General features: G+C 57.0%; 6 protein-coding genes, 3 rRNA genes and 1 pseudogene. 8 read left to right on the forward strand and 2 right to left on the reverse strand.

Going from position 1 to position 13,758, the window contains the following annotated elements; translation table 11 throughout:
* Positions 1-3: 3 nt before the first annotated feature.
* Both LU682_RS06070 and LU682_RS06075 read right to left on the reverse strand, forming a co-directional pair.
* Positions 4-1,077 carry a diguanylate cyclase gene (locus tag LU682_RS06070; RefSeq protein WP_010952312.1) on the reverse strand — a complete coding sequence of 358 codons (1,074 nt, stop codon included), beginning with the start codon at positions 1,075-1,077 and terminating at the stop codon, positions 4-6.
* Between the two features lie 278 nt (positions 1,078-1,355).
* On the reverse strand, positions 1,356-2,252 hold the full coding sequence (locus LU682_RS06075) for a formate/nitrite transporter family protein (RefSeq protein ID WP_010952313.1): 897 nt from the start codon (positions 2,250-2,252) through the stop codon (positions 1,356-1,358).
* Positions 2,253-2,709: 457 nt separating this feature from the next.
* On the opposite strand from LU682_RS06075, the gene LU682_RS06080 reads away from it, so the two are divergent.
* The 8 genes and pseudogenes from LU682_RS06080 (at position 2,710) to LU682_RS06115 (ending at position 13,680) form a co-directional block, all read left to right on the forward strand.
* Positions 2,710-4,246: ribosomal RNA gene (locus LU682_RS06080) — 16S ribosomal RNA — on the forward strand.
* A 292-nt stretch (positions 4,247-4,538) separates the two neighbouring features.
* A 23S ribosomal RNA gene (locus LU682_RS06085) occupies positions 4,539-7,431 on the forward strand.
* Positions 7,432-7,573: 142 nt separating this feature from the next.
* Positions 7,574-7,689, forward strand: a 5S ribosomal RNA gene (gene rrf, locus LU682_RS06090).
* The 16S, 23S and 5S rRNA genes sit together here, the layout of an rRNA operon.
* Before the next feature lie 308 nt (positions 7,690-7,997).
* The gene (locus LU682_RS06095; RefSeq protein WP_004576806.1) at positions 7,998-9,641 is read left to right on the forward strand and encodes an acetolactate synthase large subunit; all 1,644 of its coding nucleotides are present in this window, start codon (positions 7,998-8,000) and stop codon (positions 9,639-9,641) included.
* 349 nt (positions 9,642-9,990) lie between these two features.
* Positions 9,991-10,886 (forward strand): annotated as a pseudogene (locus tag LU682_RS06100) (nitrilase family protein).
* Positions 10,887-10,896: 10 nt separating this feature from the next.
* Positions 10,897-12,051 (forward strand): hypothetical protein, encoded by a 1,155-nt coding sequence (locus LU682_RS06105; protein ID WP_010952314.1) that lies wholly within the window; start codon positions 10,897-10,899, stop codon positions 12,049-12,051.
* The gene (locus LU682_RS06110; RefSeq protein WP_010952315.1) at positions 12,048-13,037 is read left to right on the forward strand and encodes an asparaginase; all 990 of its coding nucleotides are present in this window, start codon (positions 12,048-12,050) and stop codon (positions 13,035-13,037) included. The genes LU682_RS06105 and LU682_RS06110 overlap by 4 nt, the downstream gene beginning before the upstream one ends.
* Before the next feature lie 91 nt (positions 13,038-13,128).
* On the forward strand, positions 13,129-13,680 hold the full coding sequence (locus LU682_RS06115) for a UPF0149 family protein (RefSeq protein ID WP_049587999.1): 552 nt from the start codon (positions 13,129-13,131) through the stop codon (positions 13,678-13,680).
* Positions 13,681-13,758: the final 78 nt, after the last annotated feature.

Consider the following 13,758-nt stretch of genomic DNA (forward strand, 5'->3'; position numbering starts at 1 on the left):
GGTTCAATCAGGATAGGCCAGCCTGAGCGTGGCAGCTTCACCGCGGGCAAAATTGACCTGATCGCGGCCAGCGTGCTTGGCGATGTACAGCGCCTTGTCTGCCTGTTCGAGCCAGTGCTCGGGGGACTCGAGGCTGGCCTGGAAGGGCGACAGGCCGATACTCAGGCTGATGCGCAGGTGCGGTAACTGTGGGTTGCGGTAGCTGGAAACCCGCTCGCGTAGACGCTCCATGGCTTGGCAGGCCTGGGCTTCGCTGGTTTCGGGCAGGATCACGCAGAACTCGTCGCCGCCGTAACGCCCGGCCTGGTCGCCCTCGCGCAAACTGCGCCGCAGCTCAGCACTGAGCTGGCGCAGTACACAGTCGCCGACCACATGGCCAAAGGTGTCGTTGATGGTCTTGAAGTGATCGATGTCGATCAGGGCAATCACCGCGTGCCCCTGTTGTTGCTTGCACGCCTGGAACTTGAGCTGCAGCAGGTCCTTCCAGGCACCGTGGTTGAACAGCCCGGTCAGGCTGTCGGTCAGGCTCAGGGCGCTCAGCCGGCGCTTGTGGTCGCCCAGCTTGATCGCAAGCTGGTAGCACACCCAGCCCAAGGCCAGCGGGTACAGCCCCAGCATTGGCAGGCACGCATAGACCTGCAGGGGCGTGGCGGTCAATTGCAAGCCAGGGCCGAGCAGCAGGATGGCGGCGAGTATGCCAGCCAGTTGCGCCAGCACCCCGCGAAAGACCATGCGCTTGCCGCCGGCGGCGACGTTGTTCATCGTCATCATCGCCAGCACGGTCACGCTGGGCAACGGGTTGAAGTGCATGGCGGCGGTCCAGAACCCGCCCATCAGGGAGTCCAGCAGGAGGTTGCGCTGTTCCGCCTGGTAAGGCGTTGTCGAGCGGGCAGCCCACAGGTAGGCCACGTGCGGCCACAGCAAACCATTGAACAGTACCAGCAGCCATGCCCAGGAGGGGGGTGACAGCGGCGCAATGGCCGCCATGACAGTGAACAGGCCGATTCCCAGGCCAATGACCCGCGGCAGGTAGATGCGCTTGACGAATGAAAGTCCTTTGCCGTTGCGGTTATCCATAGTGCTCACAGTTTTCTGTCGGTGTACCGTTCATCGCATAACACGCATGAATATTGTTGAACAGTGTGTCATTGGCGAGAAATGACCTTGCAAGCCAATTCACGGTTGATTCGATCACGGTGGGGCAGTTGATAACCAGGCTCAGGTACTACTGAGCACTCGCAGGCGGGGGCGGGGCAACCTGGACTCACCGCATGACGGGCAAACGGATGGGTAGCCCCTGGCCTGTGAGTGAGCAGGACCAGGGGCATGAACTCACCGTAGCGGCACGCTGAGTATCATTTGTGCTCATGTCTGCTGCGCGCGGACCGGGGCTGGTCTTCGTTCAGAAGCCGCGAGGGTGGTTTGCCACTGTCACTGCGCACTTGTGCATGGCTGATCAAGGCGAAGATGAAACTGCCACCGATGATGTTGCCCGCCAGCGTCGGCAGTGCAAATTCCAGCCAGAAGCGGCTCCAGGTTTCGTCGCCAGCCCACACCAGGTAGGACACTTCGACTGACCCCACCACTATATGAGTGAAATCGCCAAGGGCCATCAGGTAGGTGATCATCAGAATGATCCAGATCTTGGCGTGCTCCATTGAAGGGATCATCCAGACCATGGTGGCAATCATCCAGCCTGAGACTATGCCCTTGGCGAACATCTGGCTGATGTCGTTCTTCATTACCTTGCGACCGACCTCCAGGAATGCCACATCGGTCTTGCTGTCGAATATCGGCAGTTCCAGCATCACCCAGGCTACCAGCAGGGTACCTGCCAGGTTGCCAAGCAACACCACGCCCCAGAGGCGTAGCAGGCGTCCGAAGTTGGCCAGCGTAGGGGCGGTCATGACGGGCAGCACCGCGGTGAGCGTATTTTCGGTGAACAGTTGCTGGCGGGCCAGGATCACTGCAAGAAAGCCCGCACTGTAGCCGATGCTGGCGACCACCTGGGCACCAGCGCCTTCTGGCAGGCGGGCGTAGAATAGCCCCATGGCCATCAACGACAGCCCCATGGACAGGCCGGCGGCAAGTGCCGACCACCACAACGCGGCAAGTGTACGTTCCAGCTCCTGGTCGCCCTGGTAGCGAATGATTTCGTGCAGCACTGCCGCCCGTGGCGGTTGGCTGTGGCTGACCTCCTGCTCTTCATCTGCAGAGAGGCCGGGGGTTTTCTCGCTTTGCCCATTGCTCATGGCCGCTACGCTCCGTGGTGTGTTTCTTTACAGATCCACGGCGCTTTCATTAGTTGCCGGTTAGCGGCAAAACGGTGATGGAAAAGTTTTTCAGAACAAGGTGTTGACTCTGATTTCAAAGCGCGTATTATTCGCCTCCTCGCAGCGATGAACGCTTCGGGGCAAGCGGTAAGTTGTTGAAGTTGTTAGCTTTCGAAAGAAAGCGGTAGTAAAAAACTTCAAAATAAACGCTTGACAGGCTCTGAGGAAAGCGTAGAATGCGCGCCTCGGTTGAGACGAAAAGCTCTTAACCAAACGCTCTTTAACAAATCGAATCAAGCAATTCGTGTGGGTGCTTGTGAGTATGGACTGATAGTCAAAAAGATTATCAGCATCACAAGTGACCATGCGAGAAATCACATAGTCATTTGAGATTGCTGAGCCAAGTTTAGGGTTTCTTAAAAACCCAAGCAGTATTGAACTGAAGAGTTTGATCATGGCTCAGATTGAACGCTGGCGGCAGGCCTAACACATGCAAGTCGAGCGGATGACGGGAGCTTGCTCCTTGATTCAGCGGCGGACGGGTGAGTAATGCCTAGGAATCTGCCTGGTAGTGGGGGACAACGTTTCGAAAGGAACGCTAATACCGCATACGTCCTACGGGAGAAAGCAGGGGACCTTCGGGCCTTGCGCTATCAGATGAGCCTAGGTCGGATTAGCTAGTTGGTGGGGTAATGGCTCACCAAGGCGACGATCCGTAACTGGTCTGAGAGGATGATCAGTCACACTGGAACTGAGACACGGTCCAGACTCCTACGGGAGGCAGCAGTGGGGAATATTGGACAATGGGCGAAAGCCTGATCCAGCCATGCCGCGTGTGTGAAGAAGGTCTTCGGATTGTAAAGCACTTTAAGTTGGGAGGAAGGGCAGTAAGTTAATACCTTGCTGTTTTGACGTTACCGACAGAATAAGCACCGGCTAACTCTGTGCCAGCAGCCGCGGTAATACAGAGGGTGCAAGCGTTAATCGGAATTACTGGGCGTAAAGCGCGCGTAGGTGGTTTGTTAAGTTGGATGTGAAAGCCCCGGGCTCAACCTGGGAACTGCATCCAAAACTGGCAAGCTAGAGTACGGTAGAGGGTGGTGGAATTTCCTGTGTAGCGGTGAAATGCGTAGATATAGGAAGGAACACCAGTGGCGAAGGCGACCACCTGGACTGATACTGACACTGAGGTGCGAAAGCGTGGGGAGCAAACAGGATTAGATACCCTGGTAGTCCACGCCGTAAACGATGTCAACTAGCCGTTGGAATCCTTGAGATTTTAGTGGCGCAGCTAACGCATTAAGTTGACCGCCTGGGGAGTACGGCCGCAAGGTTAAAACTCAAATGAATTGACGGGGGCCCGCACAAGCGGTGGAGCATGTGGTTTAATTCGAAGCAACGCGAAGAACCTTACCAGGCCTTGACATGCAGAGAACTTTCCAGAGATGGATTGGTGCCTTCGGGAACTCTGACACAGGTGCTGCATGGCTGTCGTCAGCTCGTGTCGTGAGATGTTGGGTTAAGTCCCGTAACGAGCGCAACCCTTGTCCTTAGTTACCAGCACGTTATGGTGGGCACTCTAAGGAGACTGCCGGTGACAAACCGGAGGAAGGTGGGGATGACGTCAAGTCATCATGGCCCTTACGGCCTGGGCTACACACGTGCTACAATGGTCGGTACAGAGGGTTGCCAAGCCGCGAGGTGGAGCTAATCTCACAAAACCGATCGTAGTCCGGATCGCAGTCTGCAACTCGACTGCGTGAAGTCGGAATCGCTAGTAATCGCGAATCAGAATGTCGCGGTGAATACGTTCCCGGGCCTTGTACACACCGCCCGTCACACCATGGGAGTGGGTTGCACCAGAAGTAGCTAGTCTAACCTTCGGGGGGACGGTTACCACGGTGTGATTCATGACTGGGGTGAAGTCGTAACAAGGTAGCCGTAGGGGAACCTGCGGCTGGATCACCTCCTTAATCGACGACATCAGCCTGCTGATGAGCTCCCACACGAATTGCTTGATTCATTGTCGAAGACGTTTTTCCTGGTCAGAACCTGGAAATGAGCATTCGCATCGAATGTTGATTTCTGGCTTTTGTCAGATCGTTCTTTAAAAATTCGGATATGTGATAGATATAGACTGAACACCAGTTTCACTGCTGGTGGATCAGGCTAAGGTAAAATTTGTGAGTTCTGCTCGAAAGAGCAACGTACGAATTTTCGGCGAATGTCGTCTTCACAGTATAACCAGATTGCTTGGGGTTATATGGTCAAGTGAAGAAGCGCATACGGTGGATGCCTTGGCAGTCAGAGGCGATGAAAGACGTGGTAGCCTGCGATAAGCTTTGGGGAGTCGGCAAACAGACTGTGATCCAGAGATCTCTGAATGGGGGAACCCAGCCAGCATAAGCTGGTTATCTTGTACTGAATACATAGGTGCAAGAGGCGAACCAGGGGAACTGAAACATCTAAGTACCCTGAGGAAAAGAAATCAACCGAGATTCCCTTAGTAGTGGCGAGCGAACGGGGACCAGCCCTTAAGTTGATTTGAGATTAGTGGAACGCTCTGGAAAGTGCGGCCATAGTGGGTGATAGCCCCGTACACGAAAATCTCTTGTCAATGAAATCGAGTAGGACGGAGCACGAGAAACTTTGTCTGAATATGGGGGGACCATCCTCCAAGGCTAAATACTACTGACTGACCGATAGTGAACCAGTACCGTGAGGGAAAGGCGAAAAGAACCCCGGAGAGGGGAGTGAAATAGAACCTGAAACCGTATGCGTACAAGCAGTGGGAGCCTACTTTGTTAGGTGACTGCGTACCTTTTGTATAATGGGTCAGCGACTTATATTCAGTGGCGAGCTTAACCGAATAGGGGAGGCGTAGCGAAAGCGAGTCTTAATAGGGCGTTTAGTCGCTGGGTATAGACCCGAAACCGGGCGATCTATCCATGGGCAGGTTGAAGGTTAGGTAACACTGACTGGAGGACCGAACCGACTACCGTTGAAAAGTTAGCGGATGACCTGTGGATCGGAGTGAAAGGCTAATCAAGCTCGGAGATAGCTGGTTCTCCTCGAAAGCTATTTAGGTAGCGCCTCATGTATCACTGTAGGGGGTAGAGCACTGTTTCGGCTAGGGGGTCATCCCGACTTACCAAACCGATGCAAACTCCGAATACCTACAAGTGCCGAGCATGGGAGACACACGGCGGGTGCTAACGTCCGTCGTGAAAAGGGAAACAACCCAGACCGTCAGCTAAGGTCCCAAAGTCATGGTTAAGTGGGAAACGATGTGGGAAGGCTTAGACAGCTAGGAGGTTGGCTTAGAAGCAGCCACCCTTTAAAGAAAGCGTAATAGCTCACTAGTCGAGTCGGCCTGCGCGGAAGATGTAACGGGGCTCAAACCATGCACCGAAGCTACGGGTATCATCTTATGATGATGCGGTAGAGGAGCGTTCTGTAAGCCTGTGAAGGTGAGTTGAGAAGCTTGCTGGAGGTATCAGAAGTGCGAATGCTGACATGAGTAACGACAATGCGAGTGAAAAACTCGCACGCCGAAAGACCAAGGTTTCCTGCGCAACGTTAATCGACGCAGGGTTAGTCGGTCCCTAAGGCGAGGCTGAAAAGCGTAGTCGATGGAAAACAGGTTAATATTCCTGTACTTCCAGTTATTGCGATGGAGGGACGGAGAAGGTTAGGCCAGCCTGGCGTTGGTTGTCCAGGTTTAAGGTGGTAGGCTGAAATCTTAGGCAAATCCGGGATTTCAAGGCCGAGAGCTGATGACGAGTTGCCTTCAGGCGACGAAGTGGTTGATACCATGCTTCCAAGAAAAGCTCCTAAGCTTCAGATAACTGGGAACCGTACCCCAAACCGACACAGGTGGTTAGGTAGAGAATACCAAGGCGCTTGAGAGAACTCGGGTGAAGGAACTAGGCAAAATGGCACCGTAACTTCGGGAGAAGGTGCGCCGGCGAGGGTGAAGGACTTGCTCCGTAAGCCCATGCCGGTCGAAGATACCAGGCCGCTGCGACTGTTTATTAAAAACACAGCACTCTGCAAACACGAAAGTGGACGTATAGGGTGTGACGCCTGCCCGGTGCCGGAAGGTTAATTGATGGGGTTAGCGCAAGCGAAGCTCTTGATCGAAGCCCCGGTAAACGGCGGCCGTAACTATAACGGTCCTAAGGTAGCGAAATTCCTTGTCGGGTAAGTTCCGACCTGCACGAATGGCGTAACGATGGCGGCGCTGTCTCCACCCGAGACTCAGTGAAATTGAAATCGCTGTGAAGATGCAGTGTATCCGCGGCTAGACGGAAAGACCCCGTGAACCTTTACTATAGCTTTGCACTGGACTTTGAATTTGCTTGTGTAGGATAGGTGGGAGGCTTTGAAGTGGGGACGCCAGTTCTCATGGAGCCATCCTTGAAATACCACCCTGGCAACTTTGAGGTTCTAACTCAGGTCCGTTATCCGGATCGAGGACAGTGTATGGTGGGTAGTTTGACTGGGGCGGTCTCCTCCCAAAGAGTAACGGAGGAGTACGAAGGTGCGCTCAGACCGGTCGGAAATCGGTCGTAGAGTATAAAGGCAAAAGCGCGCTTGACTGCGAGACAAACACGTCGAGCAGGTACGAAAGTAGGTCTTAGTGATCCGGTGGTTCTGTATGGAAGGGCCATCGCTCAACGGATAAAAGGTACTCCGGGGATAACAGGCTGATACCGCCCAAGAGTTCATATCGACGGCGGTGTTTGGCACCTCGATGTCGGCTCATCACATCCTGGGGCTGAAGCCGGTCCCAAGGGTATGGCTGTTCGCCATTTAAAGTGGTACGCGAGCTGGGTTTAGAACGTCGTGAGACAGTTCGGTCCCTATCTGCCGTGGACGTTTGAGATTTGAGAGGGGCTGCTCCTAGTACGAGAGGACCGGAGTGGACGAACCTCTGGTGTTCCGGTTGTCACGCCAGTGGCATTGCCGGGTAGCTATGTTCGGAAGAGATAACCGCTGAAAGCATCTAAGCGGGAAACTTGCCTCAAGATGAGATCTCACTGGGATCTTGAATCCCCTAAAGGGCCGTCGAAGACTACGACGTTGATAGGTTGGGTGTGTAAGCGCTGTGAGGCGTTGAGCTAACCAATACTAATTGCCCGTGAGGCTTGACCATATAACACCCAAGCAATCTGCTACGCAGATTGTGGTGGTGAAGACGAAAGACCCGAAAATTCGTGCTTTACACAAGAGCTTCGCAAATATCGCATATCCGAATTCGCTGGGCTGTCCATCTGGACATTCTGGCAACAGAATTTCTTGACGACCATAGAGCATTGGAACCACCTGATCCCATCCCGAACTCAGTAGTGAAACGATGCATCGCCGATGGTAGTGTGGGGTTTCCCCATGTGAGAGTAGGTCATCGTCAAGATTCATTTCGCAAAACCCCTATCTGCGCACGCAGGTAGGGGTTTTGTCTTTGTGGGCAAAAAATTGGACCTGCTCGAGAGCGGAGATGGCACCGGCTTCGCCGGTGTTCGCGGGTAAACCCGCTCCTACAGAGGATGGTGCGAAGCCAGGCTAGAATGGCCTCAACGCAGCATTAACGTGACTTTCCCGCACCCCCCCTACGTCAAGACTTTGGTTCGGGGCACTTTTGCTCCTGGACCTGGCGATGCCAGCGTACCGTGCTGCGCATTTCTGGACTTCCCCGTCCCATCACTTGAGGTAGCAAGCAAGATGGCCAAGGCCGCCGATGTCGTTGTGCAATGCCTGGAAAACGAAGGTGTCGAGTATGTATTCGGCATTCCCGGTGAGGAAAACCTCGACCTGCTCGAATCCCTGCGCAAGTCGAAGATCAAGCTGGTACTGACCCGTCACGAGCAGTCCGCAGGTTTCATGGCTGCCACCTACGGTCGCCTGACCGGCAAGACCGGCGTCAGCCTGTCGACCCTCGGCCCTGGTGCCACCAACCTGGTGACCGCCAGCGCCTACGCCTACCTGGGCGGCATGCCGATGATGATGATCACCGGGCAGAAGCCGATCAAGAAGTCCAAGCAGGGTCGCTTCCAGATCATTGACGTGTGCGGCATGATGGACCCCATCACCAAGTACACCCACCAGTTCGCCTCGGCCGACAACATCCCGGCCCGCATGCGCGAAGCCTTCCGCCTGGCCGAAGAAGAAAAGCCGGGTGCGGTGCACCTGGAGCTACCGGAAGACATCGCCGCCGAGCAGACCGACGCGCTGCCGATCCCGCGCAGCCTGCACCGCCGCCCGCTGGCCGAGCACGTGGCCATTGAAGCTGCCGTCGAGAAACTGCAGAACGCGCGTAATCCGATCCTGGTGATCGGTGCCGGTGCCAACCGCAAGATGACCGCCAAGGTCCTCAAGCAGCTGATCGACAAGACCGGCATCCCGTTCATCACCACCCAGATGGGTAAAGGCGTGGTCGACGAGCGCCACCCGCGCTTCCTCGGCAACGCTGCGCTGTCGTCGGGCGACTTCGTTCACCGCGCCGTCGAAGCCGCCGACCTGATCATCAACATCGGCCACGATGTGATCGAGAAGCCGCCGTTCTTCATGGTCCGTGGCGGCACCGAAGTCATCCACATCAACTTCCGCTCTGCCGAAGTCGATGCCGTGTACTTCCCGCAAGTAGAAGTGATCGGCGACATCGCCAACGCCGTGTGGCAGATCAGTGAAGCACTGAACGACACGTCGCACTGGGACTTCACCCGCCTGATGGCCATCCGTGAAGCCAACGAAGCACAGATCGCCGAAGGCGCCGACGACGACCGCTTCCCGGTCTACCCACAGCGCATGGTGGCTGACATCCGTCGTGTACTGCCGTCCGAAGGCATCGTCGCCCTGGACAACGGCATCTACAAGATCTGGTTCGCCCGCAACTACAAAGCGCACAAGCCAAACACCGTGCTGCTGGACAACGCCCTGGCGACCATGGGCGCCGGCCTGCCATCGGCAATGGCCGCGCACCTGGTGCACCCGGACCGCCCGGTAATCTCGGTGTGTGGCGACGGCGGCTTCATGATGAACAGCCAGGAACTGGAAACTGCAGTACGTCTGGGCATGCACATCACCGTGGTGATCCTGCGTGACGACGGCTACGGCATGATCCGCTGGAAGCAGGCCAACATGGGTTTCACCGATTTCGGCCTGGACTACGGCAACCCGGACTTCGTCAAGTATGCCGAAGCCTACGGCGCCAACGGCCACCGCGTGGAAAGCGCCGAAGGCCTGCTGCCGCTGCTGGAGCACTGCATCAAGACCCCAGGTGTGCACGTGATCGACTGCCCGGTCGATTACAGCGAGAACGACCGCATCCTCAACAGCGAGCTGCGTGAGCGCGCGCTGGCGGTGTAAGGCCTAACGACCTTATCGCAGTAAGCCGGCACCCACAGGTATCACACGATCCTGTAGGTGCCGGCAGGTGCTACATAGCAACCACTTCACGCCTCTTGCAATTGATCATTCTCAGGTTCTCTACTCATGGAGAACACGAGATCATGACTATTGGTTCAACACACAACCATCCTGCCGATCTGGCCATCGACCCTTCGCTGCCAACGGCGTACGAGGCATTTTGTAGGGGGAGTCCTACCGCCGTTGTGTGATTTTCCTTTGGTTCCATAGGACTCTCCTGACTGTCGCTCCCTGACCCAACATCGCTTTACTGGCGTCCTTCCAAAACAACCACAAGAAGGAAGCCGCCATGTCTGAATCCTGTTCTCCCGTCAGCCCCGTACGTATCGCTGTCATCCAGTACGACCCTCAGGTCGGTCTTGAACACTGTGAGAGCAACGTGAGCAGAGGCCTGGCATTGGCCCGGCGCGCAGCACGCGAAGGTGCCAACCTGATCGTACTGCCTGAACTGGCCAACACGGGCTACACCTTCAACTCCCGTGCCGAAGCCTATTCCCATGCGCAGGTGCTGCAGGACGGCCCTTGCCTGAAAACCTGGGCCGACTTCGCCAGGCAATACCAGGTATACCTGGCTGCGGGGTTTGCAGAACGCGACGGGCTGAAGCTCTACGACAGTGCTGTCCTGTTTGGCCCCGAAGCCTGCTTGGGCATTACCGCAAAGCGCATCTGTGGAACCAGGAAAAGCTTTGGTTCACCCCCGGTGACCTGGGGTTCCCGGTATTCGAGACGCCTATCGGCCGTATCGGCCTGCTGATCTGCTGGGACATCTGGTTCCCGGAAGTACCACGGGTGATGGCCGCACAAGGTGCCGACATCATCTGCAGCCTCAACAACTGGGTATGGACCCCGCCGCCTTTGTTCGATGATGCAGGGCGCTGCATGGCCTCGTACCTGACCATGACGGCAGCGCATGTCAACAACGTTTATATCGCCGCCGCGAACCGTGTCGGCAGCGAGCGGGGCGGGCGCTTCCTGGGCTGCTCGCTGATCGCCGGTACCAATGGCTGGCCGATCGGCGAGGTGGGCAGTGCAGAAGCCGAGGAGATCATCTATGCCGATGTCGATTTGAGCAGTGCACGCTCGGCACCGATCTGGAACAGCCTCAACGACCTGCCAAGAGACCGGCGCACCGACCTCTACGATGTCACCCTTGGCTATCGCTTGCATGCACCTATGCCACGTTGAGGAGTTGCGAATGAACACGCTCTTCTTCTCACGACAGCAGTATTGGCTTGCGTTGATTTTCGGCTGCCTGCTGGTGTTTCTCGCTGCAAGCCTTGGCCATGGCCAATGGCTGGATTATGCACAGAGGGTGGCGACGCTTGATGAGCCGCTCAGCCGCTTGCGCTGGATTGTTGGTGATATCAGTGAAGTGGCTTTCTACAAGCACGAACTGCCCGCGCTGGGCTTGCTGCTGGGGGCGTGCCTGGCGCACTGGGCGCAGCTGCGAGGGTACCGCTGGCAGGGCTTTGCCATCTGCTATGGCAGCGGATTATGGCCATGGGTGTTTACCAGCTCGCTTTTGGGCTTGCTGCTTAGCCATGTGTTGTGGGGATGGACCTTGGCCAGTGGCACCTGGCAACCCACCTTCGTTGCCTTCGTGTCATTGCCGGCAGCCATGGTCTTGCTTTTTGGTGCGGGCTGGCGGGTGACGATCACAGGGGCGCTACTGGGGGCACTACTGGTAACACCGGCCGGCCTGCTGATGGTCAATTACCTGTGTTATCCCCTGCAGTTGCCAGTGGTAGTGGGCAATGTGAGTGGCATGGCTGTGGCAAGCGTCGTGGCCTTCATCCTGTGCAAGCGCTTTCCTTCATGGGTACGCCAATGCGGTGAACCCACCGTCGTGGCGCCGGTTGTCAATCAGCCTGACTACGGTGTGGTCTGGACTTTGCGGCGCGTTCTGGCCGACTTCAGCGAAGCCCCATTCTTTGGTAATGAGCTGGCCAGCCTCGGGCTATTGCTGGGTGTGTTGCTGGCATACCTGTTGAGCCCGGCTGCACTGTCCTACGGTTCTATGCTGGTGATGCAGATGGTGGCCGGGCAGGCCCTGGCATCCCTGGTCGGGGTTGTACTCTGGCGTGGACAGTGGAAAGCCCGTGGGTGGTACCCTACCTACATTCCGATTGTGTCGATCGTCCCGGCCGCGGTGTTGACACATGGCGGCAGCTGGCAAGTGGTGGTGGCCAGTGCAGTGCTGGGTGCACTGGTGGCTCCGCCGCTGGCAGTGGCGATCACTCAGCGGTTGCCGGCCTATGTGCATGGCTACATCGGCAATGTGGTGTCGATGGCCATCTGCACGCTTGGCATCGTGCCGGTAGTCGGGTTGCTTGTGGGGGGAGAAGCATGAGTGAACATTCGAGCCTGCCCAGGCTGTCGATCGCCACTCTGGGTGGCACGGTCAGTATGCGGGCCGGTGCTGTCGGGGATGGTGTGACGCCAAGCCTGGATTGTGAGCGGCAACTGCTTCAGGTTCCACAATTGCGCGAAATGGCGCAGTTGAACGTTGCTTCATTGTGCCTGCTCCCCAGTGCATCGCTGGGCTTCGCGACGTTGCTGGAGGTGCTGGCATGGGCCCGGGGCGAGGTGGAGCGCGGGGCTCAGGCCTTGGTATTGAGCCAAGGGACCGACAGCCTTGAAGAAACGGCCTATTTCCTGGATCTGCTCTGGCCATTCGATGTGCCATTGGTGATGACCGGTGCCATGCGCTCGGCGAGTCAGCCGGGCAATGATGGGCCGGCCAACTTGTTGGCTGCGGCTCAGGTTGCATTGGCACAAGACAGCCGTGGGCGAGGTGTGCTTGTGGTCATGAATGATCAGGTCCACTGCGCGGCAAGGGTTCGCAAGACGGCCAGCCTGGCGATGGCGGCATTCGAGTCGCCCGGATGTGGCCCGTTGGGCGACGTTGTGGAGGGTGTTGTGTTGTATCGCCATCCGCCCGGGCGACGGAAAGTGTTGCCGTTACCCTATCGCACCGACCAGCGCGTTGCCCTGCTGGAAGCCTGCCTGGACGCAGACACGGCGCTGCTGCAGGCTGTGGCCACATTGGGTTATGAGGGGTTGGTCATCGCCGGTTTCGGTGCTGGGCATGTTTCCGCCAGTTGGTCCGAAGTGCTGGAACACCTGGCGCCCACCTTGCCGGTCATGGTTGCTACGCGCACAGGTAGGGGGCTTACAGCCCGGGCAACCTACGGGTTTGCTGGTGCAGAGATCGACCTGCAGAAAAAAGGCGTCTACATGGCTGGGCAACTCTGCCCGCGCAAATGCCGCATCTTGCTGTGGCTGCTGATAGGCACCGACCGGCAACATGAGCTGCAGGACTGGTTGCAGCCCTGAACCATCTGCCCGCGCGGGTGTTCGCGCGGGCAGCCCTTCCGGCGTTGCTGTGCTAGGGTGCACACACTTTTGCTTCCCAGGATTCTTACCCATGCTCCCCGTACTCAGCGAAAAAGAACTCGACCGCCTTGAAGACCTGCTGATCACCTATGGCAACGACTACTCGGTGCTGAACCTGGCCGAGCTCAATGGCTTTTTCGTCGCACTGGCCAGTTCGCCGGTCACTGTCCTCCCGGAGCAATGGCTGCCGGCGGTGGTGGGTGGCAAGGTACCGAAGTTCAAGAAACCCGCCCATGAGGAGGCCTACACGGCATTGATGCTGCGTTATGCCAGCCAGGTGGCAGAAGAACTGAGCAATGATGTCGACCAGTTCGAGCCGCTGTTCGAGGAACGCGAAGGCGAGCAGGGCACTGTGATCGTGATGGAGGAGTGGTGTTTCGGCTACATGCGCGGTACCCAGGTGGCCGGTTGGGGCGAGTTGCCACCGGAGCAGGACCCGCTGCTCAAGGCCATTTCGCTACATGGGCTGGAGGATAATTTCGAGCTGCTGGACCAGATGAGCGATGAGGATATCCAGGCCTGTGTGCCGCAGGTGGTCGAGGCTGCGCGTGGGCTGTACCGACATTTCAAAAAACTGCACTGATCGGATCGTTGGCTAGCGCTCACCTGCAGGCGCCAGTGCAAGTGTTTGGAAACCATTATTCCGCCCAGCGAAATTATG

The organism is Pseudomonas alloputida (genome assembly GCF_021283545.2).
GTDB classification, from domain to species: Bacteria; Pseudomonadota; Gammaproteobacteria; order Pseudomonadales; family Pseudomonadaceae; genus Aquipseudomonas; species Aquipseudomonas alloputida.

Coding starts and splice junctions, on each gene's coding strand:
- LU682_RS06110 (WP_010952315.1), top strand. CDS start 12,048: ATGAGTGAACATTCGAGCCTGCCCAGGCTGTCGATCGCCACTCTGGGT.
- LU682_RS06115 (WP_049587999.1), top strand. CDS start 13,129: ATGCTCCCCGTACTCAGCGAAAAAGAACTCGACCGCCTTGAAGACCTG.
- LU682_RS06070 (WP_010952312.1), bottom strand. CDS start 1,077: ATGGATAACCGCAACGGCAAAGGACTTTCATTCGTCAAGCGCATCTAC.
- LU682_RS06075 (WP_010952313.1), bottom strand. CDS start 2,252: ATGAGCAATGGGCAAAGCGAGAAAACCCCCGGCCTCTCTGCAGATGAA.
- LU682_RS06105 (WP_010952314.1), top strand. CDS start 10,897: ATGAACACGCTCTTCTTCTCACGACAGCAGTATTGGCTTGCGTTGATT.
- LU682_RS06095 (WP_004576806.1), top strand. CDS start 7,998: ATGGCCAAGGCCGCCGATGTCGTTGTGCAATGCCTGGAAAACGAAGGT.